This is a genomic window from Kitasatospora sp. MAP5-34 (assembly GCF_029894335.1).
Classification (GTDB): Bacteria; Actinomycetota; Actinomycetes; order Streptomycetales; family Streptomycetaceae; genus Kitasatospora.
Window position 1 is genome coordinate 76,738 of record NZ_JARXZC010000001.1, and the last position, 24,764, is coordinate 101,501.

The 24,764-nt window shown below is 70.6% G+C and carries 22 protein-coding genes and 1 pseudogene; 18 read left to right on the forward strand and 5 right to left on the reverse strand.

What is annotated here, in order from left to right:
- Positions 1 to 12: 12 nt before the first annotated feature.
- Positions 13 to 1,326: an MFS transporter gene (locus tag P3T29_RS00390; protein WP_280714139.1), complete on the forward strand. Its 1,314-nt coding sequence runs from the start codon at positions 13 to 15 to the stop codon at positions 1,324 to 1,326.
- Positions 1,327 to 1,446: 120 nt separating this feature from the next.
- Entirely contained in the window at positions 1,447 to 2,205 is a 759-nt protein-coding gene (locus tag P3T29_RS00395) for a class I SAM-dependent methyltransferase (RefSeq protein WP_280714140.1), read from the forward strand.
- 12 nt (positions 2,206 to 2,217) lie between these two features.
- On the opposite strand, the gene P3T29_RS00400 is transcribed toward P3T29_RS00395, so the two are convergent.
- A complete protein-coding gene (locus P3T29_RS00400; protein ID WP_280714141.1) occupies positions 2,218 to 3,378 on the reverse strand; it encodes a ricin-type beta-trefoil lectin domain protein in 1,161 nt (386 codons plus the stop codon).
- A gap of 767 nt (positions 3,379 to 4,145) precedes the next feature.
- Between P3T29_RS00400 and P3T29_RS00405 the strand changes: the two genes are divergently transcribed.
- From P3T29_RS00405 to P3T29_RS00425, 5 genes are all read left to right on the forward strand, one after another.
- Positions 4,146 to 4,874, forward strand: coding sequence for a hypothetical protein (locus P3T29_RS00405; protein WP_280714142.1), 729 nt, complete (start codon positions 4,146 to 4,148; stop codon positions 4,872 to 4,874).
- Between the two features lie 94 nt (positions 4,875 to 4,968).
- Positions 4,969 to 5,781, forward strand: a complete 813-nt coding sequence (locus tag P3T29_RS00410; RefSeq protein ID WP_280714143.1) for a glycosyltransferase — start codon at positions 4,969 to 4,971, stop codon at positions 5,779 to 5,781.
- Positions 5,778 to 8,846 carry a glycosyltransferase gene (locus P3T29_RS00415; RefSeq protein ID WP_280714144.1) on the forward strand — a complete coding sequence of 1,023 codons (3,069 nt, stop codon included), beginning with the start codon at positions 5,778 to 5,780 and terminating at the stop codon, positions 8,844 to 8,846. The genes P3T29_RS00410 and P3T29_RS00415 overlap by 4 nt, the downstream gene beginning before the upstream one ends.
- Entirely contained in the window at positions 8,843 to 11,479 is a 2,637-nt protein-coding gene (locus P3T29_RS00420; protein ID WP_280714145.1) for a glycosyltransferase family 4 protein, read from the forward strand. Before P3T29_RS00415 ends, P3T29_RS00420 begins: the two co-directional genes overlap by 4 nt.
- Before the next feature lie 287 nt (positions 11,480 to 11,766).
- A complete protein-coding gene (locus P3T29_RS00425; RefSeq protein WP_280714146.1) occupies positions 11,767 to 12,615 on the forward strand; it encodes a hypothetical protein in 849 nt (282 codons plus the stop codon).
- Between the two features lie 151 nt (positions 12,616 to 12,766).
- Here the strand turns inward: P3T29_RS00425 and P3T29_RS00430 are convergent, their stop codons facing one another.
- Both P3T29_RS00430 and P3T29_RS00435 read right to left on the reverse strand, forming a co-directional pair.
- Complete coding sequence (locus P3T29_RS00430; RefSeq protein WP_280714147.1) at positions 12,767 to 13,831, reverse strand: hypothetical protein; 1,065 nt, start codon at positions 13,829 to 13,831, stop codon at positions 12,767 to 12,769.
- A gap of 124 nt (positions 13,832 to 13,955) precedes the next feature.
- A pseudogene (locus tag P3T29_RS00435) lies at positions 13,956 to 14,135 on the reverse strand (hypothetical protein); the annotation flags it as partial.
- A gap of 190 nt (positions 14,136 to 14,325) precedes the next feature.
- Between P3T29_RS00435 and P3T29_RS00440 the strand changes: the two are divergent.
- The 7 genes from P3T29_RS00440 to P3T29_RS00470 all read left to right on the forward strand — a co-directional run bounded on the left by P3T29_RS00440 (position 14,326) and on the right by P3T29_RS00470 (position 19,438).
- The gene (locus P3T29_RS00440) at positions 14,326 to 15,291 is read left to right on the forward strand and encodes a zinc ABC transporter substrate-binding protein (RefSeq protein WP_280714148.1); all 966 of its coding nucleotides are present in this window, start codon (positions 14,326 to 14,328) and stop codon (positions 15,289 to 15,291) included.
- Positions 15,288 to 16,196: a metal ABC transporter ATP-binding protein gene (locus tag P3T29_RS00445; RefSeq protein ID WP_280714149.1), complete on the forward strand. Its 909-nt coding sequence runs from the start codon at positions 15,288 to 15,290 to the stop codon at positions 16,194 to 16,196. Before P3T29_RS00440 ends, P3T29_RS00445 begins: the two co-directional genes overlap by 4 nt.
- Positions 16,183 to 17,097, forward strand: coding sequence for a metal ABC transporter permease (locus P3T29_RS00450; RefSeq protein WP_280714150.1), 915 nt, complete (start codon positions 16,183 to 16,185; stop codon positions 17,095 to 17,097). Before P3T29_RS00445 ends, P3T29_RS00450 begins: the two co-directional genes overlap by 14 nt.
- Positions 17,094 to 17,927, forward strand: a complete 834-nt coding sequence (locus tag P3T29_RS00455) for a metal ABC transporter permease (protein WP_280714151.1) — start codon at positions 17,094 to 17,096, stop codon at positions 17,925 to 17,927. Before P3T29_RS00450 ends, P3T29_RS00455 begins: the two co-directional genes overlap by 4 nt.
- 26 nt (positions 17,928 to 17,953) lie before the next feature.
- Positions 17,954 to 18,484 carry a transcriptional repressor gene (locus P3T29_RS00460; RefSeq protein ID WP_348532779.1) on the forward strand — a complete coding sequence of 177 codons (531 nt, stop codon included), beginning with the start codon at positions 17,954 to 17,956 and terminating at the stop codon, positions 18,482 to 18,484.
- A 163-nt stretch (positions 18,485 to 18,647) separates the two neighbouring features.
- Entirely contained in the window at positions 18,648 to 18,953 is a 306-nt protein-coding gene (locus tag P3T29_RS00465; protein ID WP_280714152.1) for a hypothetical protein, read from the forward strand.
- A gap of 140 nt (positions 18,954 to 19,093) precedes the next feature.
- Positions 19,094 to 19,438 (forward strand): metalloregulator ArsR/SmtB family transcription factor, encoded by a 345-nt coding sequence (locus P3T29_RS00470; RefSeq protein WP_280714153.1) that lies wholly within the window; start codon positions 19,094 to 19,096, stop codon positions 19,436 to 19,438.
- Positions 19,439 to 19,732: 294 nt separating this feature from the next.
- Here P3T29_RS00470 and P3T29_RS00475 read toward each other — a convergent pair whose 3' ends face one another.
- Positions 19,733 to 20,137, reverse strand: a complete 405-nt coding sequence (locus P3T29_RS00475) for a hypothetical protein (protein WP_280714154.1) — start codon at positions 20,135 to 20,137, stop codon at positions 19,733 to 19,735.
- Positions 20,137 to 21,231 carry a molybdopterin-dependent oxidoreductase gene (locus P3T29_RS00480; protein ID WP_280714444.1) on the reverse strand — a complete coding sequence of 365 codons (1,095 nt, stop codon included), beginning with the start codon at positions 21,229 to 21,231 and terminating at the stop codon, positions 20,137 to 20,139. Before P3T29_RS00480 ends, P3T29_RS00475 begins: the two co-directional genes overlap by 1 nt.
- Positions 21,232 to 21,550: 319 nt before the next feature.
- Here P3T29_RS00480 and P3T29_RS00485 point away from each other — a divergent pair, with 319 nt between their 5' ends.
- The 4 genes from P3T29_RS00485 to P3T29_RS00500 all read left to right on the forward strand — a co-directional run bounded on the left by P3T29_RS00485 (position 21,551) and on the right by P3T29_RS00500 (position 24,763).
- Complete coding sequence (locus P3T29_RS00485; protein WP_280714155.1) at positions 21,551 to 22,585, forward strand: heavy metal-binding domain-containing protein; 1,035 nt, start codon at positions 21,551 to 21,553, stop codon at positions 22,583 to 22,585.
- A 93-nt stretch (positions 22,586 to 22,678) separates the two neighbouring features.
- Entirely contained in the window at positions 22,679 to 23,509 is an 831-nt protein-coding gene (locus tag P3T29_RS00490) for a heavy metal-binding domain-containing protein (protein ID WP_280714156.1), read from the forward strand.
- Between the two features lie 80 nt (positions 23,510 to 23,589).
- Complete coding sequence (locus P3T29_RS00495) at positions 23,590 to 24,081, forward strand: hypothetical protein (RefSeq protein WP_280714157.1); 492 nt, start codon at positions 23,590 to 23,592, stop codon at positions 24,079 to 24,081.
- 202 nt (positions 24,082 to 24,283) lie between these two features.
- On the forward strand, positions 24,284 to 24,763 hold the full coding sequence (locus tag P3T29_RS00500) for an LURP-one-related family protein (RefSeq protein ID WP_280714158.1): 480 nt from the start codon (positions 24,284 to 24,286) through the stop codon (positions 24,761 to 24,763).
- Position 24,764: the final 1 nt, after the last annotated feature.

A 24,764-nucleotide genomic window follows, 5' to 3' on the forward strand; every position in this document is an offset into this window, starting at 1 on the left:
GTGGAGCCGCACATGTTCTCAACTCGGCAGTACGGGCAGATCTGGCGCGTCCCGGGGGCGCCCCTCCTCCTGGTCGGAGGAGTGGTCGCACGACTCGGGATGGGGGTCACGGTGCTGGCCTGGCTGCTGCTGATCAAGCAGACGACGGGGAGCTACGGCCTCGCCGCCTCGGTCGGCGCAGCCACCTCCGTCGCCACCGCCTGCGCCGCCCCGATCGGCGGCCGGCTGGCGGACCGGTTCGGCCCCGGCCGGGTGCTGCTGTGCTTCGCCACGGTGTACTCGCTGACCCAACTGGGTCTGCTGGCAGCAGTGTTGGAGCGGATGCCGGTGCCGCTGCTGTGTGCCGTCGCCGCACTCTCCGGCGCCTTCTTCCCGTCGGTCGGGCCGGCCCTGCGGGCGGCCTGGACGGTGCTGACCGGTCCGGACAGCGGCCGGAGCGAGGCCCGGACCGCCGCGATGGCGGCGGAGTCCACCCTGTTCGAAGTGGTCTTCGTGGTGGGTCCGTTGCTGGTGTCCGGCTTCATGCTGTTCGGAAAGCCGCTCGGCTCGCTGTTCGGCACGACTGCCGCCATCGCGGGGCCCGCCGCCGCCCTGGCGGCCTCCGCCCTCCTCACCGGCCTGGGCACGCTGGCGCTGACGACCGGACGCGCGATGCGCGGTCTGCGTCCGACCCCCGGGCAGGCGCGGGCCCGGGGCCTGGGTGCGCTGCGCGCGCCGGGATTCCCGCTGCTGCTGCTCTGTGCGGCCGGTATCGCCTTCTCCTTCGGCGCCTCGCCGGTGGCGCTGGCGGCCTATGCCCGGGTGCACGACGGCGATGCCGCCGAGAGCGTGACAGGAGTACTGATCGCGGTCTGGAGCATCGGCAGTGCGGTGGCCGGATTCTGGTACGGCACCCGGCAGTTCCGGGCATCCCAGGTCCGGCAGTTCGTCGTGCTGCTGGTCGGCCTGGCGGCGGGTTACGCGATCTGGGCGCTGATGCCCGACTCGCTGACGCTCGGGGTGGCGCTCCTGCTCACCGGAGCGGTCATCGCCCCCGCCATGACGGTGGAGGCCGGGTTGGTGGCCCGGCTCGCACCGGAGAGCATGCTGAACGAGGCGTACACCTGGCTGACCACCACGAACCTGTCCATGGCAGCGCTCGGCTCGGCGGCCGGCGGGGTGATCGTGGACCATCCCGGCGGCTGGGCCTGGGGCTTCATGGCCGCAGCCGTCGCAACGGCGGTCGCCGCAGGGGTGGCGGCCTGGCCGGGTGCCCTGTCGCCGCGCGGGGACCGGGCCGAGGAGCTGAGTGCTGCTCAGTCTGCGGCGGTGTCGTCGGCCCCGTGAAGGTGACGTCGTCCACAAGCCATATCGAAATGGTTTTCGTTTCCATTTATGCGCTAGTCTGGGAGGTGACAGCCGGCGCCCGAGGTGCGCCTGAAGCCCTGAATCGGGGAAGGAACGCCGATGGGTCTGAGCATGACGCTGGCCGAGACCTGGGTGGAGCGCTGGGAGCATCAGCAGCAGCGGTATGCGGTGAGCCGCGAGGAGCGATTCACCGTGATCGCCGACGTGGTGCAGTGGACGACCGAGGGGCAGCAGAGCCCGCTGGTGGTCGACCTGGGCAGCGGACCCGGCTCACTGTCGACGCGCCTGTCGACGCGGCTTCCGCACGCGCAGGTCGTCGCGGTGGACATCGACCCCCTGTTGCTGGAGCTGGGCCGGACCCATACTCCGGACGCCGCCCGTTATGTCGAGGTGCTGATCGGGCAGGAAGGGTGGATCGAGGCACTCGAGCTGGACCGGCCGCTGGACGCGGCCGTGTCCACCACGGCACTGCACTACCCGGAGCCGGACAACCTGCGCGAGATCTACCGGGAGCTCGCGGCTGTGCTGCGACCCGGCGGTGTGCTGGTCAACGGCGACCACCTGCTTCCCGAGGACCCGGCGCTCGCGGCGCTCACCACTGCGGTCGGCCGCCACCGCTCGCTGCGGCAGGAGGTCGACGAAGCGGAGGACTGGGCGGCCTGGTGGGCCGCCGCTGGGCAAGTCCCTGAATTCGCTGACCTGTTGGCGGTACGAGCCAGGCAGCCGGCCCCTGCGAACGGTGACGGCAACGGCCTGTCCGCAGCCCAGCACGAGCAGCTGCTGCGGGAGGCCGGGTTCCGCCACACCGGTCCGGTGTGGCAGTACGGGAACAGTTGCGTCCTGGTCGCCGTGCGCTGAGCCGGCTGGCAGTCAGCCCGCTTGGAACGGCGGGTACCACTGCTGGCTCGCGCCGCCGTTGCAGTCCTGGACGTTCAACTTCGTCCCGTCGGCGCTGCTGGCGCCGGTGGTGTCGAGACACTTGTTGGTGTTCGGGTTGACCAGGGTCCCGGCGGTCAGTTGCCACTTCTGACCGGCGGAGCCGTTGCAGGTCGAGAGCTGGACGGCGGTGCCGTTGACGGTCATGCACTCGAACAGTGCATGGATGGTGCCGTCGTTGGCCACTACCCAGTTCTGGCTGTCGCTCCACTGGCCGCACGTCCACAGTTGGAGGGGCATGCCGTTGGCGCCGCTGATGTCCACGCATTTCCCGCCGGTTCCGGTGATCGGTCCGGAGGAGGAGTTGCCGATGGCATCGCTGTGCGTGGTGACTTCATTGTCCGTTGTGACGCTCCCCTGGGCCGAGCACGTACTGCTCAGCCGTGTGCTGCTCACGGAGGCGGCCACCCGCGCTCCGGTGGAGGCGTCGGTTCCGGTGGGGGCGGAGAACGCTGCTACGGAGTACGGCTCGTCGCCGCAGTTGGCCGCGTCGTAGTTCCAGTCGAAGTACTCCACCCAGTCCGTCATGCCGCTTGCGCTGATCTGCGCGCCCGAGCCGACCTGGAGGGTGCCGAGCACGAACGAGGTCCCGGCCGTGGTGTCGGTGACCTTCGCCTGGTACCAGCCGTCCGACGCGGGCGTGAGGTCGTAGAGGTAGTTGTGGCCGGCCGTGAAGCCGCTGTCGAGACGGCAGGTGTAGCCGCTACCGCCCTCGGTGAACGTCTGGCAGTAGGTCCCGGAATCGCCGGGCTTTGCGGCCGTCGCGTTCCAGAGCGAGATCAGGAACATACCGGGATCGGTGCGGTGTCGTTGCATCCCGATGTAACCGCTGACGCTGTTGGTGAATGCGAACTGATGCGACCAGAACACGTTCCCCTGCCCGGGATCCGACTCCACCAGGGTGTCGAAGCTGACCTTGCTCAATGCCGATGTGCCGGACGGAAAGGCGTAGCTGGTGTAGGAGCCCGGGGTCGATCCGGAGGCCGTCGCCGGACCGGCGAATCCCAGCTCGGTGGAGAGCATGGCGAGCACCACGCCCGCCACAGTGAGAGCGAGCCTCCTGGCCCTGCTACGTAGACATCGTCGAAACAGCATGGAATCCTCCTCGGTTCGAACACCTTCGGCACTGGGACGTCGAGTGGTACGGGCTCCCGAGAGGTCCGGGGCCCGCAGCGGATCACGCGATCAGGGCGAGTCTCTGCAACAACCCTTCGGGCCCACGGTTTGATGATTTTCAGAGTTGTCAGGAATTGCGATTTCGGTAACAACTATCAGGATGGCCGCGCGAGTCCACGGAGACTCAGCTGCCGATCCAGGTCGACCCGGCTTGGACGTTACCGCTGAACGGCCAGACGCCGACTGTGAAACATCGTAGACAGAGCGCCTTGTGATAGTCCGTCACGACACTCGGATCGGAGAGCCGGGCCCGCTCTTGGGTCCGCAGACGCTCATCGGCGGCCGTCCGCGTCGCCCGTGCCCGGCGGGCAGCGGGGCTCGGGTGGCAGGACGGGCAGAACACGTGGGGCGCGTGGGGCAGGTGGGACACATTTGTCGCACAGGGCAGGCGGCCGAACGGCGATATTCCGCCAAGCATATGCCAGCAGAAAGATCAATCTTCCCCGGTGCGGCGGATGGCGACGGTCGTAAGTGCGCTGCTGGCGACCGTCTTGACGAAGGTTGGAAATGGACGTATCGCACGAATGCCTGTTCGTTGGCGGTTTGAGCCGGCTTTCATTGATCCACTGTCCGGATATCAGTGCTGCAATCATTTATTTAATGACCGTTTAGTTGACGGCCCGAACTGATGCCGTACTGTCAATCTGTCGCAATCGGCGGCACGACGTAGGGGTAGGGGAAGAGAAATGGCGTTCACCATCAAGCAGGGACATCCGTTTCCGCAGAATCTGCTGCCGGGGGGTACGGCGTCGTTCACGATCGACGTGGGTTCGGACGTCCCGATCAGCGGCCAGGCGGAGTGGATCGCGGTCACGTTCCCGGAGGGGCTGGCGTTCCCTCAGCCGGGCGGGGAGGTCCGCTACATCGCGGCCAGTGGAACGGTCAACAACGTTCTGCCGGCCACGTGGGACCCGAACACCAAGCAGCTGCGCTTCCAGCACGCGTTACACCTCAACGACGGCACGCCGGGCCAGAACGGGTTCTACTCGATCAACATCCAGGCTCTGTCGAGTGCTGCACCGGGCGAACGGGTGCAGCCGAACGCGCTGAGCATCGCCGGCGTCACGGCGGAGCTGCGCATTCTCATCGGAACCCCGCCCCCGCTGCCCCCGGTGGAGCAGCGGGTGTACGGACTCGTCAACGATCTGGGTGTGATCCAAGCGGACTCGAGTTCAGGTGATTTCCAGGTCAAAAAGCAGGGGCCCGGGGTCTACGACATCATCTTCGACAACCCGTTCATCTCCAGGGTGGCCGTTCTGGCGACGATATACAGCCACGGCAGTCTCCTGGACAACGTCCAGGCCCGCGACATCCTGCCGCACTACGTCAGGATTTACACGGGCGACCAGACCGGCAATCTCGCGGACCGGCACTTCTCCTTCCTCGTGATCGGTGGAGCCCCACCGCGGCGGTAAGCAGTGCCCATCGAGCCGGCAGCCTCACCGAACGAGGCTGCCGGCTTCACCATGACCGCAGAACCGCAGAACCGCAGAAAGAGGAAGAACCGCGTTGGACGTCATACGCACACAGCAGCGGCCGGAGTCCGCCCCACCACCACTGCCCGCAGCCGGCACGAGCCCGGTCGCCGTCGTCGATCTCGAACTCGTCATCCCCGCCTACAACGAGGAACACCGCCTGGCGGCCACTGTGCAGGCCCTCGCCGACCACCTGTGGCGCTTACCGCTGACCACCGCGTTACGCGTCGTCGACAACGGTAGTAGCGACCGCACGGCCGAGTGCGTGGACAGGTTGGCCGCGTCCGGGATTCCGGTCAGCGTGGTGGGCTGTTCGCGGCGGGGGAAGGGCGCGGCCGTGGCCCGGGGGATGGTCACCTCGCGCGCCCGCTGGGTGGGTTTCTGTGACGCGGACCTGGCGACCCCGGCGCCCGCCATCGACGACGCGCTCGCGCTGCTGCAAGGCGGCTGGCGGGTCGTCATCGGCTCGCGTCGCTGTGCCGGCGCTCGCATTCCGGTTCGCCAGCCCGTGCTGCGGCGGGTCGGCGGTGTGGGCTTCCGGCTGCTCACGCGCCGCCTGTCCGGCCCGGTCGCGGACACGCAGTGCGGTTTCAAGTTCTTCGAGGCCGAGGCCGCGCGGTTGGTCTTCGCCGAGGTCACGACGGCCGGTTTCGCCTTCGACCTGGAGGTGATCGCCCGCGCGCGGGCGCTGGGGCTTGCGATGACGGAGTTTCCGGTGGTCTGGAGTGACCAACAGGGCTCCAGCTTCCGGTCGTTCAGCGACGGCCGCCGGGTGGCCGGTGAGCTGTGGCGATTGCATCGCACCGTGTCAGGTCTGGCGTCACGTCCGGCGGGGGAAGCCGGATGAGCGTGCAGGCGAGTTCGGAGGAGGGCCTGCGAAGGGCTTTCCCGGGCGTCACGTGGTGGCGTGGCCGTCATGTCGTCGTCTGCAACTGGCGCGACGGCCGGCATCCGCAGGCGGGCGGGGCGGAGTTGTACTGCGAGGAGACCGCCCGGCAGCTGCACGAGACGGGGGTGCGCGTCACCTGTCTGACCTCCCGGCCACGAGGCACGGCACGCCGGGAGGACACCGCGTACGGGACGGTGGTGCGCGGCGGCGGACGGCTGACCGTCTACCTCTTCGTCCTGTTCTGGCTGCTGGCGCACCGCCGCCGGGTGGACGGGGTGATCGACTCCCAGAACGGCATCCCGTTCTTCACCCCGCTGGTGCTGCGCCGCCGTACCCCGGTCGTGCTACTCATCCACCACGTCCACCAGAGCCAGTTCGCGCTCTGGTTCCCGGGCCCGATCGCTGCTCTGGGGCGCTGGCTGGAGGATCGAGGCAGCGCCCTGGTGTACGGCAGGCGGGTGGTGTGTGCGGTCTCGCCGTCCTCGCGTGCGGAGATCCGTAGGCAGCTGTCGCTGCGCGGACCGGTGCACCTGGCGCCCTGCGGCCTGGCCCCCGCCGACCTCGACCGGCCTGTGGCCGGTTCGCGTGCCAGGGCCGCGCACCCGCGCATCGTCTGCGTCGGCCGGCTGGTCACGCAGAAACGCGTCGAGCAGCTGGTGGGCGCCGTCCCGTCGATCCAACGCGACCTGCCGGGCGTGCAGTTGCACATCATCGGCGACGGTGACACCCGCCACGACCTGGAGCGGCTCGTGGCCGGACTCGGAGTCGCCGAGGCCGTGGTCCTGCACGGTCGGGTGTCGCAGGCGCAGCGCGACGCGCTGGTCGACTCGGCGTGGATCACCGCCACGGCCTCGCTGGGGGAGGGCTGGGGCCTGTCTGTGATGGAGGCCGCGGCGGCCGGCGTGCCCGCGATCGCCTACGACGTGCCCGGTCTGCGCGACACGATCCGCGACGGCGTCACCGGCTGGCTGCTCGCCGAGGGCGAGGACCTGGCCGCCGCGCTCGTCAAGGCCCTGCGCACGGTGGAGGACCCCGAGCGGGCGGCCTCCTGGGACGAGGCGTGCCGGGCCTGGGCGGGCCGGTTCAGCTGGGCGGCGACGACGGCTCATCTGCTCGCCGCGCTCACGGGCGAGGAGAGGCGGCTGCACCGCCTCCCGCGCGAGGAACGACGCGCTCCGAGCGACGCGTGTGCGGTGGTCACCCTGCCTGCGGAGATGGTCGAGGGGGTCGACCTGGGGCTGCTGCGCGCGACCGACCTGGTGGACACCGCCGGCCCCGAGACCGCGCTGCTCCTGGTCGGCGCCGACGAGCAGGACGCCGAGACCGCTCTCACCCGCCTGGGCGTCGACACCGGTGACGAACGCCTGACGGTGCGCCTCGCCCGTCACGCCGACACCCTCGGCTGGGAACAGCACCCTCCGCTGCGTCGGCCGCGACCTGCGGCTGCCTCGAAGTCCCCGACGAGGAAGCTTCGTTGGGCTGCCACCTTCGGTGCGCTGTTCGCCCTGGCCCTGGTGCTGAGGCTGGCGTTCATCGACCGGTCGTACGACGTGTTCGTCGACGAGCTGTACTACACAACGATCAGCCGGAACCTCGCCGCCGGCCAAGGTCTCACGTTCCAGGGCCAGTTCTTCGCGCTGCACCCACCGGCACTGTTCGCGGTGCTGGCCGGCGCGCTGCGCGTCGGCGGCGGTCGACACGCCGATCTGCTGCAGTCGGTGTTCGCCCTGCGGCCGGTCATCGCCGTCACCGGGTCGGTGACCGTGGTCGCGGTGACCGCGCTGCTGCGCCGGATCGTCCGGGCGCCGATCGCGCTGGCGGCCGGTCTGCTGCTGGCGGTCGACCCGTTCCTCAATCTGTTCGACAGCCGCGTGATGCTCGAAGCCCAGGCCAACGCGGCCGCCGTGCTCGGCCTGCTGGTCCTGGCCCACACTGCGACGACACCCCGTGGTCGTACCGCCGTCGGGTCCGGGGCAGGGCTGCTGTTCGCACTCGCGGTCACCACCAAGGAGCCGTACGCCCTGGTCACGTTCGTACCGGTGCTGCTGCTCGCCTGCTCCGCCCGGGGACCGCTGCGTCGCATGCGGTTGACCGCCGCCGCCCTGACGGCGGCCGGCTACGGCGTCTACGTGGTGGTGGCCTCGGCCACCGGCAACTGGGCGCCCCTGTGGGCGCAGCAGACCGACGGCATCGCCCGGGCCCTGGGCGCCAAGCAGATCACCGGCTTCAACAGCCACGACGGCCAGGTCAGCTTCACCGACCGGCTGATCGCCGACCTCGGCCAGTTCGGCGTCCCCTACCTGCTGATCGCCCTGGGCACCGCCGCCACGGTGTGGCTGCTCTGGTGCCGGGCCCGGCGGCCCTGGCTCTTCGCCGACGCTCCCGGACGGTCCGTGGTCACCGCCTGGGCCGCCTGCACGCTCGGCTACCTGTTGTACGCGGTCGCGGTGGGCACCCTGGAGGAGCAGATGTTCTACCCGCTGGTGGTCAGCAGCACGGCCGCCCTCGCCCTCACCGCCGACCTGGCGCTGCCGGCCCCGCTGCGCGGACCCGCCGCCGTCCGAGCCGGCGGCAGTCGAGCCGGCGGCGGTCGACGGCCGGTCTGCGCCGCCGTGGTGGTCGCGCTGCTCACCGCAGCCGCCCTGGTCGTGGACGGCGGGGTCTGGGCGCGCGTCCACAGCCGTCACGACGACGCCTACTGGCGTACCGTCGCGTGGACGGATGCCCGGCTGCCCGGCGGCAGCACGGTGGCGGCCACCGACGAGACGCCCCCGTTCCTCATCCGGGGTGCCCAGAGCGGAACTTGGCGTACCGTGCGCGACCTCGAGGACCACCACGTCGACTACGTCGTGCTGTCCACCGAGCTCGTCGCCCAGGGGTACGCCCGCATCTCACCGGGGCTGCTCGCCACGCTGGAACGGCGAGCCCCCCTGGTCCACAGCGAGCCCGGCCCCACTGTCGGTGCGCTGCGCGTGTACGACGTTCGCGCCCTGCTTGCCGCGCAGAACGGGAGGCCGGAATGACCACGACTCCAAGCACCCTGACCGGTGAGCCCGCAGCCCCGGCCGAGGCCGCTCCCACCACGGCGCGCGGCCAAGTCCCGGACCGCTCGGTCGTGTTGCTCACCCTCTCCGCGCTGCTGGTCGGCGCGGGCAACTACGGGCTCTCGCTCCTGCTGGTCCATCTGCTGGCGCCCGCCGACTACGCGGTCTACGCGGCCGCCGCCTCCGTGCTGCTGACGGTCGGGATCCTGGCCGGGGCGACGGTGCCGTGGGTGCTGGCCCGCGAAGTCGCGGTCACCTCCAACGGCAGTGCCCGGCGCCGACGTTCGGTCCGCGCCTGCCTGCGGCTCGCCTGCGCGCTGTCCGTCCTGTGCGCCGTCGCCGCGTGCGGCGCGGTGGCCTCCTACGCCGGACCGGGCCTGCTGGCCGCCATCGCCGCCGCGTGCGTGGCGATCTGGGTCAACTCCGCCGGCGCGGGCTACCTCCAGGGCCGCCAGGACTTCGGCCGCCTCGCCGTGCTGCGGGTGACGGAGGTGGCGGTGCGCATCGCGGCCGCCGTCGGGGCCGTCCTCGCGGGGTGGGGGAGCGCCGGGGCGGTCGGCGCCTTCGCTGTCGGGGCGGCAGTCACCTCCGTCGCCGGACTCACGGCCATGCGAGGCGACTTGACCCGTCGTCCTGTCCCGCCCGGCGAGTCGGTGGGTGCGGACGAGGGCCACGACGTCACCGTCGTCACCGACGTCACCGACGTCGTCGACGTCGCCGGGGAGCGCCGCACCGGCCTGTGGCAGCAGGCCGCCGCCATCGGTGGCATCCAGGTCCTGGTCTGCCTGCTGCTCACACTGGACGTCGTGGTCGGCGCCGCCGTGCGGCACGGCTCTGCCGCTCTGGCGCCGTACCAGTCGCTGCTCGTGCTGGCACGCATCCCGCTGTTCCTCGCCACCGCCCTCGCCACGGTCGTCTTCCCCCGGCTCGCGGCGAAGCGTCCCGGTACCGGCAGCCACGAGTTCCGCGCCATGCTCCGACTGCACTGGACTGGCAACACCGCCGTCACCGTCGTCCTGGCGACCTGCCCGGCCCCCGTACTCGCCCTCGTCCTACCCGGACCCTACGCCGCGTCAGCCGCCCTCCTGCCACCACTTGCCCTGGCCGGTCTCGCCGGAGCCACCATCACCCTGGTCGCCACCGTGTTCCAGGCCTGGGGCCCGGTCCGACCGGTGGTCGCCGTGCTCGGTGCCGCTTGTCTGCTGGGCGGCATCGCCTTCGCCTGCACCGCCGAGAGTCCCACCCGGCTCGCGTGGAGCGCCGCCGCCATCACCGGCGCGACCGCCGTGGCCGTCGTGACGTCGGCCCGCCGCCGGGTCAGCGGGCTCAGCCCTGCCGCCGGGGCGGCGCTCCCACTCACGGCGGGAGCTGCCGTCGCGTGCGCCCTGTTCGCGCTGCGGGTGCACCCTGTGCTGTGGGCCCTGGGCGCGAGCGCCGTGCTCGCGACGGCCGCAGTGTCGCTCCGTCCGCGTCGCCGCCGGCCAGGCCCGTACCGGGTGCTGCACCTGGGCTTCGAAGATCCCCGACGCCCCGGTGCGGGCGGCGGTTCGGTGCGCACCCACGAGGTGAACCGGCGCCTGGCAGCCCGCGACATCGAGGTGACCGTCCTGTGCGCACCCTGGCCCGGCTGCACCGCGACCGTCCGCGACGGCGTCCGCTACCTGCCGCTGCCCGCCCACCTCGGCCCGCTCGCCCGCAGCCGCTTCGCCTCCCAACTCGCCTATTTCGCCGCGATCGTGGCCACCCTGTGGTGGCTGACCCGGCGCTTCGACCCGGACCTCGTCGTGGAGGACTTCGCCGCCCCCTTCTCCTCCGTCTGCGTCCCCTACCTCACCCGCCGCCCGACCGTGGGCCTGGTCCAGTGGCTCTTCGCCGCGGACAAAGCCCGCGAGTACAAGCTCCCCTTCCACCTCGTCGAGCGCAGCGGACTGCGCTCGCACACCTCCCTCATCGCCGTCAGCGACGACCTCGCCGCCGAACTGCGCACCCGCAACCCCGCCGCCCACGTCACGGTCGTCCCCAACGGCCTCGACCCCGCCGCGTTCACCGCACAGCGCGTACCGGCCCGGGAGGACCTCCTCTACCTCGGCCGCCTCGAAACCACCTCCAAGGGCCTGGACCTCCTGCTGCGCGCCTACGCCCAGGCGGCGCCCCGCATCACCGCCGACCTGCTCATCGCCGGGGACGGCCCACACGCCCGGAGCGCCCGCGCCCTCTCCGAGCAACTCGGCATCACCCACCGGGTCCACTGGCTCGGCAGGGTCGACGGAACCGCCCGCTTCGACCTCCTCGCCGGCGCACGCCTGGTCTGCATGCCGAGCCGCTACGAAACCTTCGGCATGGTCGCCGCCGAAGCCCTCGCCACCGCAACCCCCGTGCTCGCCTTCGACATCCCCTGCCTACGCACCCTGGTCACCGACCGAGTCGGCGTACGCGTCACCCCGGGCGACATCACCGCCTACGCCGAAGCACTGACCCACCTCGCCAACAACCCCGCACGCTGCGCCACCCTCGGCGCCGCCGGCCCCGACACCGTCCGCCACCTCGACTGGGACCGCATCACCGACACCCAGCTCGCCCGCTACCTGGAAGTCCTGAGCGTAGGTGAGTGAATCGCGCCAAATCGCTCACTGAATGATGAATAGATATGCGCTGGGCAAATGATAAACGGCATTCATAAGGTGCTGGTAGGGGTCCTCTTGACGTGTAATCGGGGCGGTGGTAGTTCCTCCGGTGTCAGTTCCTGGCCAGGTGATCGCGTGGCCGGGAAAAGGGTTGGCTTGATGTGGCTATTTTCCGTCCGTTGCTCGCCGAAAGCTGGCACGGCGGGGATGGTCGGCACGATAGTTTGACTCCCGTCCCAATCGGCGACGGTACGTTTCGGAACAGGAGAAGAGAAGTGACACTGTTCATCAATCAGGGGAATCCCGCTCCGCGGGACCTGCTGCCCGGGGGTAAGGCGTCGTTCACGATCGACGTGGATTCGGATGTCCCGTTCAGCGGGCTGGAAACGATCAGGGTCACGTTCCCGCCGGGGGTGACGTTCCCTCAGCCCGGCGCGGTCCACTACATCAACGAGGCCGATGGGACAAACACCGATCTGCCGTACCAGTGGGACGGCCGGGTGCTGCGGTTCGAGCACACGGTGAACCTCACCCCCGGTGCGCAGAGGCAGAACGGCTTCTACTCGGTCGACGTCCAGGCGTTGCAGAATGCCGCACCGGGCGATCACGTGCAGCAGCCGGACGGTCTCGTAATCGGCCTCAACACCCAGGCGCCCCTGCGTTTCCACGTCGGCACCCCGCCGGCGAGCGGAGGCATCGTCCACCTGTCGACCACCGTCGACCTGCAGCTGACCGCATCCGGCGCCTGGACCAACACTGGCCTGGAAGTTACGCTCCCGGAGGCCGGCACGTACCAACTCGACGTGGACATCCGCGGACAGCTCGACAGCGTTCCCCCCGTCAACGCGTTCATCGTCGCCCGGCTCTGGAACGCCACGTCGGATACCGCCTTGCCGCACAGTGAGCGGCTCGTCAGCCAGATCATCGATGGAAACCGGGGAGCCGCCCAATACGGAAAAAACGCGACTTCCCCGATCAATGAGCGCATCACGGTGAATGCGCCGACAGCGATCCGACTGGAGGTGAAGCGGGTCAATAACTTCGGTACCTCGACGATCGCCGCCGGGATCTACTCCGACTCCGATGGATACACGTCGTTCCGTTACCAGAAGGTCGCACCCTGACGATCGGCCCAAGAGCCTTCCGGCTGGCACGGTCCGAGGTGCCTGCACGTCCCTTGACGAGTCCCCCGCGTGCGGCCCCGAGAGGACGCGAAGGCCGCCAGGACCTCGCATCGGTGCGCGAGGTCCTGGCGGCGCCGGTTGGGTCAGTCGCTCACTTCGAGGACAGGACGCACCCGCCGGCGCGGTTGCTGTAGAGCGGTTGCATCGCGAAGTTCCAGGGCCCCAGGGTGACGAGGCTGTCGTGGTTCCAGGCGCACAGGTCGCCGATCTCCTCGCGGCTCGGGTCCACCCAGCCGCTGGTGGGCTGGGGGTCGGTGATCGTCTCGGCGTACTCGTGGCCGGCGACGATGCTGAAGCCGTCCATCGGGCTCTGGACGGAGTTGGCGCCGCACATGGAGCCGGCGTCCTGGACGAACGGCAGGTTGGTGTACCCGACCTGGCCGGTCCAGCTGTGCCAGGCGCAGAACCCGTGCTTCGGGAAGAAGTCCGGGTGGGTGCCGCTCGGGCTGACGACGATGATGTTCACGTTGGGGCCGGAGACGCCGAAGCGCTGCGCCGCGTTCTGCGCCTCGGCCGCAATGTCGGCCTGCTGGGCCCAGACCGGGACGGGGTTGCTGGTGTCGACCATGGCACCGGCGAGGACCTGGCCGTTGAAACTCGGCGCGTTGCCGTGGCCGTCGGTGTACTGGCTGGTGACGGTCGACCAAGTGTCGTTCTGCGAGCCGAGGCCGGTGAAGAGGGCCTGCAGGTAGCCCTCGACGGCGTTCTCGTTGGGGTTGTTGGCATACCACTGGCTGCCCCAGAAGTCCAGGTAGACCTTGGGGGCGGTCGCCACCGGTCCGGAGCGGTACTGAAGGCCGGCGGTCGGCCAGTCGGGCGGGAAGACGGTGGCGGCGCCGGCCTGGTGTGGTGCGGCGGGCGGAGCGGTGTGCTGTCCGCGCATCGGGATGATGCCGGCGCGGGGATTGAGTTGCACCTGGACGTCCTTGCCGCCCACGTGCACGGTGACGGAACGGCCGTCCGACGGCTGCACGGCGGCCGACGCAGAGGTGGGCTGCGGGGCGGCCTGCGCGGGGAGTGTCGTGGCCGAGGCGGCCAGCACCGCGAGGACCGTGACGGCAACTGTTCTGACGGACCGTCGCATCTGGCGACGCGAGCTGCGGAGCATGGGGTTCACCGGGAGTTCCTCACCGTTGCTGTGGGGGATGCGCACCATGGGGAACTGTAATTGCACATGTGACATATCAACAGACTTGTTGCTGACTTATGTCTTTGGCTGATCGATTTTGTGCGATTGGCTGCCGCCACGCGAGGAGTGGCCGGGTCGTCCTGAGGATCGGTCAGCCTGCCGCACTCCCGCTCGGATGCCAGCTGCGCGCCGCGAGTTGGGTGCGCCACATCCGGGCGTAGCGCCCGTCGGGCTCGGCCAGCAGGTCGGTGTGGGCGCCGCGTTGGGTGATCCGGCCGCCGTCGACGACGAGGATCTGGTCGGCGCCGACGACGGTGGAGAGCTGATGCGCGGCTCGACGCGGCGGCCAGGTGGTGGTCAGGCGACAGGGCGGCGGCGGGCTGCGTCAAGATTCGGTAATGATTGTCATCTCAACGCCGATCGGACTGGTGTTGAAAATCATTTCTGACTAGCGTTGGCATCGTCCAGCCGAGGCGGGCCCTGTCACAGGGGTCCGCAGCTCTCAGAGGAGTACCCTCACCATGCGCGCCGTCCTTCCCCGTTCCGTCCGCAGACACCCCGCTCGCCTCGTGCTGAGCGCCGCGGCCGTCGCCGCGCTCGCGGCCACCAGTGCCTGCTCGACGTCCTCCTCGACGGCGAAGGCGAGTCCGTCCGCTGCGGCCGGCTCCAATACCATCCAGGTGGTGGCGGCGGAGAACTTCTGGGGCAGCATCGCCACCCAACTCGGCGGCTCGCACGTGAAGGTGACGAGCATCATCACCAACCCGGACACCGACCCGCACTCCTACGAGCCGACCGCCGGCGACGCGCGGACGATCGCGGGTGCGGACTACGCGATCACCAACGGGATCGGGTACGACGCGTGGTCGGACAAGCTGCTGGCGGCCAACCCGGCGCCGAGCCGCACCACGCTGAAGGTCGGTGACCTGGTGGGGAAGAAGGAGGGCGACAACCCGCACCAGTGGTACTCGCACGACAGCCTGTACAAGGTGATCGACCAGGTCATCGCCGACTACAAGAAGATAGACCCGGCCGACGCGGCCTACTTCGACACCCAGAAGCAGACCTTCGAGACCCAGACGCTGGCGAAGTACAACCAGCTGGAGTCGGACATCAAGGCGAAGTACGCGGGTACCCCGATCGGTGCGTCCGAGTCGATCGTGACGCCGCTCGCGGAGAGCACGGGCCTGAAGATGATGACGCCCGCGACGTTCCTGTCCGCGGAGAGCGAGGGCACCGACCCCACCGCCGCCGACAAGGCCACCATCGACCAGCAGATCTCCGGCAAGCAGATCAAGATCTACGTGTACAACACCCAGAACTCCAATCCCGATGTGGTGGCCCAGGTGAACGCCGCCAAGGCACAGGGCATCCCGGTCGCCCAGGTCACCGAGACCCTCGCCCCGGCCGGCGCCACCTTCCAGGACTGGCAGACCCAGGAGCTGCAGGGCATCGCGGACGCGCTGAAGGCGGCGACGGGCAAGTGAGCATCCACCCGACCGAAGAGGTCCCAGCGATGGCGGCGGCGAAGCAGCCCGAGCCCGATCCGGTGCTGTCGCTACGCGGCGTGGCCGTGCGGGTGGGCGGGCGGACCCTGTGGTCGGGTGTCGATCTGACCGTGGGGGCCGGGGAGTTCACAGCCGTCCTCGGCCCCAACGGGGTCGGCAAGTCCACCCTGGTGAAGGTGCTGCTCGGGGTGCTGCCGGCGGCGGCCGGCGAGGTGCGGGTGCTGGGCGGGGCGCCGGGCGCGCGCAGCGGCGCCGTGGGGTACCTGCCGCAGCGGCGCAGTTTCGACGCGAGCGTGCGCATCCGTGGGGTGGACGTGGTGCGGCTGGGCCTGGACGGGGACCGCTGGGGGATCCCCGTCCCGGGTCTGGGCCGCGCCAGACGCCAGGCCGCCCGCGAGAGGGTGGCGGAGGTCGTCGAACTCGTCGGCGCGTCCGCCTACGCCCACCGGCCGATCGGCCAGTGCTCGGGCGGCGAGCAGCAGCGGCTGCTGATCGCCCAGGCGCTGATACGGAGGCCCCAAGTCCTGCTGCTGGACGAGCCGTTGGACAGCCTCGACCTGCCCAACCAGAGTGCCATCGCCGCCCTGCTGGGCCGGATCTGCCACCAGGAGCAGGTGTCGGTGGTGATGGTCGCCCACGACGTGAACCCGATCCTGCACCACCTCGACCGGGTCGTCTACATCGCCGAGGGCGGCGCCGTCGCCGGCACACCCACCGAGGTGATCACCTCCGAGACGCTGACCCGCCTCTACCGGACGCCGATCGAGGTGCTGCGCACCAGCGACGGCCGGCTCGTGGTGGTCGGCCAGCCCGAGGCCCCGGCGCTGCACAGCGACCGGCACCCGGAGCCCGGGACGGGGGGTGGCGGCCATGTTGCTGGCTGACGCCAACTCGCCCGTCTTCTCCTGGAACCTGCTCGCCGACTTCCAGGAGATGTGGGCGTACCCGTTCATGGTCAACGCCTTCCGGGCCGGCGCGATCGTCTCCGTGGTCTGCGCGGTGGTCGGCTGGTTCATGGTGCTGCGCCGCCAGACCTTCGCCGGGCACACGCTGTCCGTCGCCGCGTTCCCCGGTGCCTCACTGGCGATCCTGGTCGGCGTGAGCACAAGTCTGGGCTACTTCGGCTTCTGCGTGGCCGCCGCCCTGGTCATCGCCGCGCTCGGCCGCAAAGGCCGGGACGCCGGAGCCGAGGAGTCGGCCGTCACCGGGACGGTCCAGGCCTTCGCGCTGGCCTGCGGCTACCTGTTCATCAGCCTGTACAAGGGCCTGCTCGAAGGCCCCACCGCGCTGCTGTTCGGCAGCTTCCTCGGCATCACCACCGGACAGGTGCTGCTGCTCGCGGTCGTCGGCGCGGTCGTGCTCGCCGTCCTGGCCGTCATCGGGCGTCCGCTGCTCTTCGCCACCGTCGACCCCGAAGTCGCGGCCGGGCGCGGGGTGCCGGTGCGCCTGCTGTCCGCCCTGTTCCTCGTCCTACTGGGTGCCGCGACCGCCGAAGCCAGCCAGATCACCGGCACCCTGCTGGTCTTCGCGCTGATGGTGGTGCCGGCCGCCACCGCCCAGCAGCTCACCGGCCGCCCGGGGCTGAGCCTGCTGCTCGCCGCACTGATCGGCCTCGCCTGCTGCTGGGGTGGGCTGATCGCCGCCTACTACCAGCCCTACCCGCTCGGATTCTTCGTGACCACCATCGCCTTCACCGGCTACGTCCTGGCCCACCTCGGCCGCGCCCTGCACGGCGCGCTCGGCCGTACCCGGGGGTCCTCGTTCGGGCTCGGGGGTGCGGCATGAACGTGCTCACCCAGCCCTTCTTCCAGCACGCCCTGCTGGCCGGCACCGCCATCGCACTCGCCTGCGGGCTGGTCGGGTACTTCCTCGTCCTGCGCGCCCAGATCTTCACCGGCGACGCGCTCAGTCATGTCGCCTTCACCGGCGCGATGGCGGCGCTGGCCGGCGGCTACGACCTGCGCCTGGGCCTGTTCGCCGCCACCGTCGGCGTCGGACTGCTGCTCGGCGGGATCGGCCGCCGGGGCCGCCCGGACGACGTGGTGATCGGCAGCGTCTTCGCGTGGATCCTCGGCCTCGGCGCCTTCTTCCTCACCATCTACACCACCTCCCGCAGCGGTGCCCAGGGCGGCGCCGGCACCACCGTGCTGTTCGGCTCGATCTTCGGCCTGAGCAGCGGCCAGACCCAGCTCGCCGTGCTGATCGCCGCAGCGATCTCCGTGGTCCTGCTGCTGATCGCCCGCCCGCTGCTGTTCGCCACCCTCGACGAGGCCGTTGCGGCGGCGCGCGGCGTCCCGGTACGGCTGCTCGGCTTCGGCTTCCTCGCCCTGGTCGGCGCGACCGCCGGTGAGGCCACCCAGGCCGTCGGCTCGCTGCTGCTGCTCGGCCTGCTCGCCGCCCCGGCCGGTGCCGCGATCCGCCTCACCAACCGGCCCTTCCACGCACTCGCGCTCTCCGCCGGGCTCGCGGTCGGCGAGATGTGGGGTGGCCTGCTGCTCAGTGCCGAAGCGCCCAAGCTGCCGCCCAGCTTCGCCATCATGGCCACCGCGAGCGCGGTCTACGCCGCGACCTTCCTGATCCGCCCGAGCCGAGCCGCTCGCCCGGTAGCGGCCTGACGATGGTGGGCTCACGGGGGAAGAACATGAACGACCGGGGCGTCTCCGCCCTCGCCGCCGCATTCGACCGCAGGGCAGCCGGGAGCGCCAGCCGCTTCGGCGGTAGCCGAGCGGTCGATGCCGCGCGGCCGCCCGCGCCACCGAACGAGGTCGAACTGATCGGGCGGCCGACGCCGCAACGCACCGAGGTCCTGCAAGCCCTGGCCGGCTGCGAGGAGTTCATCAGCGCCCAGCTGCTGCACGCCGGCCTGCTCGCGGCCGGCTCCCGGGTCGGCCTGAGCACGGTCTACCGCACGCTCACCGCACTCGCCGCCGCCGTCCGGGCCGACGTGGTCCGCGATGTCAACGGTGAGAGGCTCTTCCGCTACCGCCCCGACACCGACCACCGGCACTACCTGATCTGCCGTCGGTGCGGCCTCAGCGTCCCGGTGGACTCGGGCCCGGTCGAGGCCTGGGCCGACGAGATCGCCCGGACCTCGGGCTTCGCACAGGTCCAGCACACGGTGGAACTGGCCGGCACCTGCGTCGGCTGCGTGGCGGCGGACGCCGGCAGCTGATCTCCCGCACCGGGGGCACGCACTTCACTGTGGTGGCGTGGGTGCAACACATGCACACATTGCTATATGCTGACTCGTAGATGTTCTGCGCAGCAGCCATGCCGCGCACCGCAGTTGTGTGCCGGTAGCCGGCGTGGCGACACATACGAGAGGGAGTCCCCGGATGTCCACCGCAACGCAGCACGAGACGCACGCCGACCACCCGCACGTTCACGGCGAGGGCTGTGGCCACGTCGCCATTCCGCACGGCGACCACGTCGACTACGCGCACGACAGCCACATCCACCGGGTGCACGACGGCCACGTGGACGAGTGCGCGGTCACCGAGCACGCGATGCACCAGGGGCATGAGGGCCACGAGCACGGCGCGGGCTGCGGCCACGTCGCCGTGCCGCACGAGGACCACGTCGACTACGTCCACGACGGGCACCGCCACGCCGGCCACGAGGGGCACTGGGACGACCACTGACGCATGGCGGGAGGCTGGAAGGCGGATCGACCCTCGGGGTCGGTCCGCCTTCCGCTGTTCCGGTCGGAGCGTTCCGGTCGGAGCGTTTCCGTCCCGGTCGAGGGGAGATGACATCCATTCCCAGGTATTAAGGTATGCATATGGCCACGCATCCAGCCCCCGGCGACCGGCAGGACGATTCGCACACCGACCGGCAGGACGAGCCGCACGCCGACCTGCAGGCCGCCAGCGAGCTGCTGCGCGCACTGGCCGCACCCGTGCGCCTGGGCATCGTGCGCGAACTCGCCGGCGGGCGCCGGCGGGTCCACGAACTCGTGGACGCGCTCGGGGTGAGCCAGCCGCTGGTCTCCCAGCACCTGAGAGTCCTGCGCACCTCGCGGATCGTCACCGCCCACCGAAGATCCCGCGAGATCGAGTACTCGCTCACCGACGAGCACATCGCGCACATCGTGCTGGACGCCATCCGGCACGCCGGCGAAGCCTGACCGTCCCTCGGTGCACTCACGCACCCCCTGAGCCGCTTCTCTGACTACCATGCAACTCGGCTGCACTGCGAGGGCGCGTGGGAGTGCGGATGGAGCTGGAGTTACGACACCTCCGGTACCGCCCAGAGCCTCACCGTCACCAACACGACGGCGGGCTACCGGTACATCAGCCTGTACGCCGACACCACGTTCAGTGGAGTCACGGTCACCACGCAGTACTGAGGTCCCCGGGTGGGCCCCTGGCACCTCGAGCGGTTGCCGGGGGCCCACTGTGGTGTCACGCGGCGTGCGGTGTCAGCGGCGCCTTCGGCGGCGGTGCAGCAGGGCTGCCCAGCCGGCGGTGAGGAGGGTGATCGCGGCCAGGGCCAGGAGCCAGTTGCGCAGGTAGGGGAGTGGCAGGAGGGTGGGGTTGCCGTGGTCCACGCCCGCCCGCAGGACGGCGGGCAGGGCGACTGCGGTGACGGCGGCGGCGAGGATGAGGCCGGTGCGGACGGGGGTGCTGCGGGCGACGGTGGCCCCGAGTGCACAGGTCAGCGGTACCCACAGGCCGTCGTGGATCAGCAGTCCGCCGATGGCCCAGCGCAGGATGTCGAACGGGTGGTGGCCGAGGTCGATGTAGTGGTCGGTGGCGATCCCGTACAGGCCGAACCCGGTCAGGCCCAGGCCGGCCAGGGCGAGCAGTGTCCGTAGTGTGCGCATCAGAGGATCTCCATCCGGGCGACCCACTTGGTCTGCAGGACGCCGGGCCTGTTGGGTGCGATGATCCGGGCGGGGTAGCCGTGGTCGGGGTCGAGTACCTGTCCGTTCACCCGCAGCGCGAGGAGCGTCAGCGGGTCGCGGGCGTACGTCGCGGGCATGTCCATCACCCGGTACGGGCCGTCCGCCTCCAGCGAGGTGACCCGCAGCCGCGCCGACGCCGGTGCGCCGGCGCGGGCCAGCAGGTCGGCCACCCGGACTCCCGCCCAGCGGGCTGTGGCGCTCCAGCCCTCCACGCAGGCGATCGGCAACTCCGCCTCGTACTGCGGCATCGCGAGCAGCTGATCCATCGTCAGTTCGTACGGCTGCGGGCCGTCGACCCGCAGCCGCCAGTCGGCGGGCGCCGTGGTGGTGCCGGCCTGGGCGGCGGTGCGGTTGACCGGCAGGCCCTGCGGGCCGAGGTCCGGGCGGCGCGGGGCGAACAGGTCGAGGTGGCGCAGCCACGGCACGGTCTGCCCGGCGGTGGTGAGCGTGACAACGGCCACCGAGGCGGTCACCGCGCCGAGGAACGCCCGGCGCTGCGCCAGGCCGGGCCTGACCCGCCGCCAGTGTCGGGCGATCAGCGGCGCCTTGGCCGCGATGTGCAGCAGTAGCCCGCCGGTGGCCAGCCAGCCGACCCAGAAGTGCGTCTGGCGGAACGGGAACGGCCAGACGTACCACTGCAGGGTGTTGAGCAGCCCGGTGAACAGCTCCATCAGCATCGCGGCCACCAGCACCGCGATCCCGAGCCGCTCGAGCGCGTGGCCGACACTGCGGGCCGGCGGCCATTCGAAGAGTTTGGGATAGACCACCCAGAGCTTGGCGCCGAGCAGCGGGATCGCGGCGATGCCGCTGATCACGTGCAGCCCCTGGGTGATCTGGTACCCGCTGACCGGGCGGCTCGGCAGCCGGTTGGCGAGCCAACTCGGCGGCTGCTGAAGCAGATGGCTGAACAGGCCGGTCAGGAAGCAGGTGAGCAGCGCGGCGCCGAGCCAGCGGCCGAGCACCACGGCGGTGCGCGGGTCGTGCAGGGCCGACCGGAAGGTGCCTTCGCGCAGCGGCCCGCGCCGGAGGGCGTCCGGCGGGGTGGGCAGCGGGATGTCGTACGGCCTGCGGCGGGAGGTGTCGTCGTTCACCGGTCCATCAGACCGCCCGCAGGGCCTCCCGAGCGGCTTCGACGTGCTTACGGAAGTCGTACGGACAGTACGTGGGCGCTCGCGTCCCCCACTGGCGACCCTCCTGCCTGCCCGCCGACCGACCCCTGGCCGGCCACGAACACCCGCCCGATCACGAGCCGGGCCGAGCGGAGCGAAACACGCAGGCTAATGTGCCAGTGGTCGGGTCTGCGGTCATGCGCCGGATGGGAGTGGATGACAGGTGTCGGAGTCATGGAGCGGGAGCGGGCTGCCGCCGGCTGCGGCGGAGCGGATGGCCGAGGTGCGGGGGAGCGGGACGTGGTCCTCCGCACTCTCCACGGGTGAGTTCGCGGCGGTCCGCAGCGTCGGTTTCGAACCGGTCGGGCAGGTCATGGGCTCGGCCGTCTACCACGTCGGCCGCAGCGGGCGGTACTGGGGCTACCACGACTGTCTCTACCCCGGGGCGGGCTTCGGCTACAGCTTCGGCGGCGGGGCGGGCCCCGCGCCGGTGGCGCTCTCCGGTCAGGGGGCGCCGTCCGCCGCGCTTGTGGACGTGTTCGAACAGGCCCGGCGTACCGCGCTGGACCGGATGACCGCCGAGTGCGCCGCGCTCGGCGGTGACGGCGTGGTCGCCGCCGAGCTGACGATGGAGCCCTTCCCGGCACAGCCGAACTGCCTGGAGTTCAAGGTGATCGGCACGGCGGTCCGGGCCCAGGGGCCGGTACGGCCGAAGACCCCGTTCACCTCGCACCTGGACGGCCAGGGCTTCGCCAAGCTGGTGATGGCGGGCTGGGTGCCGGTGGAGCTGCTGGTGGGCATGTCCGTCGGGGTCCGCCACGACGACTACCGGACGCAGTCCCAGTCGTACTCCTGGCAGAACGTCGAGGTCACCGGGTGGAGCCAGTTGGTGCACGACGTCCGCGCCGATGCCCGGGGGCAGTTGCAGCGGCAGGGTGCGCGGCTGGGCGGGGACGGGGTCGTCCTGGCGAGCGGCTCGCTGCGGGTCTGGCGGGAGAGCTGCCTCCGGGCGGCCGGTCGTCTCAACTCGTCCGGGGAGCAGGAGGACCACGTCGCCGAGGCCACCATGGTCGGTACCACCATCGCGCGGTTCGAGGCGAAGAAGACCCGGCCCGCCACCCTCACGGTGATGCCGCTGGGCAACCGGGGCGACCGGCTGCGCAAACGGCTGGCGGCGGTGGCGTCCAGCCCGTACGGGGACCGCCTGGAGTACCGCAAGCTCGTCGAGGAGCTGAACGACGTGGGCGGTCAGGGGTGACCGGCCCGCCCGGAGCCGCTGAGCGCGTGCGTCGGGCAACCAACCGTCAGATCAGTACGTTCAAGTGGACAGAGTGGACAAAGGGGTAGTCAGATGACGAATCTCGACCCGACGGCCCAGGGGGTCCCGGCCGACGCCATGCGCCGACTCGCCGAGATGGAACCGGGCAAGCCCGGATCGATCTTCACCAGCGACCTGTCGGTGAACGAGTTCCTGCTGGTACGCGAGGCCGGGTTCAAGCCGATCGGCCTGGTGCTGGGCAGCTCGATCTACCACGTGGGCATCCAGATCGGCCGCTGGGGCAAGAACCAGGAGCTGGGGACGCTCAGCCAGGCGATGTACCACGCGCGCGAGCTCGCGATGACCCGGATGGAGGCGGAGGCGGCGGCACTCGGGGCGGACGGCATCGTCGGTGTCCGACTCACCGTCGAGGCCCGGGAGTTCGGCAACGACGTGGCCGAGTTCATCGCCATCGGCACGGCCGTCAAGGCGGACCGCCCGGCGCCGGGCGGCACCAGCTGGCTCAACAACAAGGGCCAGCCGTTCACCTCCGACCTCTCGGGCCAGGACTTCTGGACGCTGATCCGCGCGGGGTACGCGCCGCTCGGCATGGTGATGGGCACCTGCGTCTACCACATCGCCCACCAGAAGATGGGCGCGGTCTTCTCCAACATGGGCAAGAACGTCGAGATCGAGCAGTTCACCCAGGCGCTCTACGACGCCCGCGAGTTGGCGATGGCGCGGATGCAGGCCGAGGCCGAGGCGCTGCACGCCGAAGGCGTGGTGGGCGTGCAGCTCAACGCGCACAACCACCGCTGGGGCGGGCACACCACCGAGTTCTTCTCGATCGGCACCGCCGTGCGACCGCTGCGCGAGGACCACGAGATCGAGCGCCCGACGATGGTGCTCAGCCTGGACGGGTAACACACGTTGTGGAGGCGCGCCCGCGCCTCCACCACAGGGCGGGAATTCGGTCATCGACGTACGAGAGTGCAGGGAATCCCATGAGTGAGCACGATCCGTTGCCAGGCGTACCGGAGGGGGCGGGCCGGCCGCCGGAGCTGCCCGGCGACGCCGCACCCGGCACCGGTCCTGCCGACTCGGGCACCTCGATCGACCTGCTGGCGGCGGCGCTGCGCCGCGACTCGGCCGATCTGGAGGTCTACGCCCAGGTCCTGACCGGCGCGCTGGCCGAGGCACTGCCGCCCGGCGCGGTCGCGCTGGAGCGCAGGCGCAGCATGAGCGACCGGCTCGCCGGCCGGGCGGGCAAGGTCGAGAAGCTGGAGGTTTCGCTGGACGACCGGCGGCTCGTCCTGACCCTGGCGCACGGCCGCCCGGCCGGTGAGATCGCCACGGTCGTCCGGGGCGTGGTGCTCTCGCGCAAGCCGGTGCCGCTGGACGAGTGGGCGATGGCGCTGGCCTCCTCGCTCGCCGAACGCGCCCGCTCCGACGCCCGGGCCCGGGAGGCCCTGGAGAAGCTCCTGCTGGGCGGCTGACCACCGGTCAGGCCCCCGGTCCGCAGGCCGTGCCCCGGTCCGACGTCCGGCCCGACCTCCGGTGAGCAGCCGCCCAGGTGTCCCCTCCGGTTCCGTTCCGGCGCCCCCAACTAGGCTCGGGGGCGACACAGTGCCACCGACCTGGTGGCAGGACCGAGCTGGACGGGGGCCCCTACCCATGCGCTACCTGATACGTGATCGCATGTTCGCCTTTCACGAGGAGGCGTGGATCGAGACCGAGCACCGGGAGAAGGTGTACAAGGTCAACCGGAAGCTGCTCCGGCTGCGGGGCACCTTCGCCTTCGTGGACACCCAGGGCGAGCAGGTGGCGAGCATCGTCAAGAAGGCCCTCACCTTCCACCACACCATCCTGATCAAGCAGGACGGCGTGGTGGAGGCGCGGATCAGCAAGCGGATCTTCAAGCTCTTCGGGGACCGCTTCAAGGTCCGGCTGCGGGACGGGCGACGGCTGCGGATAGTCGGCAACTTCTGGGACCGGGAGTTCGACATCCAGCACGAGGGAACCACCCTGGCCCACATCTCCCGGCGCTGGTTCAGCCTCCGGGACGCCTACGCGGTCGATGTGATGAGCCGTCAGGACACCACGCTGCTGCTCATCCTTGCGGTCTGCGTGGACCACACCCTGCAGGACCTCAAGGGGGAGAAGCTCACCAACCTCTGAG

What these genes read in the sequence shown, in the direction of transcription:
- P3T29_RS00465 (WP_280714152.1), top strand. Translation starts at nt 18,648, where the DNA reads ATGTCCACCGCAACGCAGCACGAGACGCACGCCGACCACCCGCACGTT.
- P3T29_RS00415 (WP_280714144.1), top strand. Translation starts at nt 5,778, where the DNA reads ATGAGCGTGCAGGCGAGTTCGGAGGAGGGCCTGCGAAGGGCTTTCCCG.
- P3T29_RS00440 (WP_280714148.1), top strand. Translation starts at nt 14,326, where the DNA reads ATGCGCGCCGTCCTTCCCCGTTCCGTCCGCAGACACCCCGCTCGCCTC.
- P3T29_RS00420 (WP_280714145.1), top strand. Translation starts at nt 8,843, where the DNA reads ATGACCACGACTCCAAGCACCCTGACCGGTGAGCCCGCAGCCCCGGCC.
- P3T29_RS00495 (WP_280714157.1), top strand. Translation starts at nt 23,590, where the DNA reads ATGAGTGAGCACGATCCGTTGCCAGGCGTACCGGAGGGGGCGGGCCGG.
- P3T29_RS00395 (WP_280714140.1), top strand. Translation starts at nt 1,447, where the DNA reads ATGGGTCTGAGCATGACGCTGGCCGAGACCTGGGTGGAGCGCTGGGAG.
- P3T29_RS00405 (WP_280714142.1), top strand. Translation starts at nt 4,146, where the DNA reads ATGGCGTTCACCATCAAGCAGGGACATCCGTTTCCGCAGAATCTGCTG.
- P3T29_RS00400 (WP_280714141.1), bottom strand. Translation starts at nt 3,378, where the DNA reads ATGCTGTTTCGACGATGTCTACGTAGCAGGGCCAGGAGGCTCGCTCTC.
- P3T29_RS00390 (WP_280714139.1), top strand. Translation starts at nt 13, where the DNA reads ATGTTCTCAACTCGGCAGTACGGGCAGATCTGGCGCGTCCCGGGGGCG.
- P3T29_RS00455 (WP_280714151.1), top strand. Translation starts at nt 17,094, where the DNA reads ATGAACGTGCTCACCCAGCCCTTCTTCCAGCACGCCCTGCTGGCCGGC.
- P3T29_RS00430 (WP_280714147.1), bottom strand. Translation starts at nt 13,831, where the DNA reads ATGGTGCGCATCCCCCACAGCAACGGTGAGGAACTCCCGGTGAACCCC.
- P3T29_RS00460 (WP_348532779.1), top strand. Translation starts at nt 17,954, where the DNA reads ATGAACGACCGGGGCGTCTCCGCCCTCGCCGCCGCATTCGACCGCAGG.
- P3T29_RS00490 (WP_280714156.1), top strand. Translation starts at nt 22,679, where the DNA reads ATGACGAATCTCGACCCGACGGCCCAGGGGGTCCCGGCCGACGCCATG.
- P3T29_RS00450 (WP_280714150.1), top strand. Translation starts at nt 16,183, where the DNA reads ATGTTGCTGGCTGACGCCAACTCGCCCGTCTTCTCCTGGAACCTGCTC.
- P3T29_RS00475 (WP_280714154.1), bottom strand. Translation starts at nt 20,137, where the DNA reads ATGCGCACACTACGGACACTGCTCGCCCTGGCCGGCCTGGGCCTGACC.
- P3T29_RS00470 (WP_280714153.1), top strand. Translation starts at nt 19,094, where the DNA reads ATGGCCACGCATCCAGCCCCCGGCGACCGGCAGGACGATTCGCACACC.
- P3T29_RS00500 (WP_280714158.1), top strand. Translation starts at nt 24,284, where the DNA reads ATGTTCGCCTTTCACGAGGAGGCGTGGATCGAGACCGAGCACCGGGAG.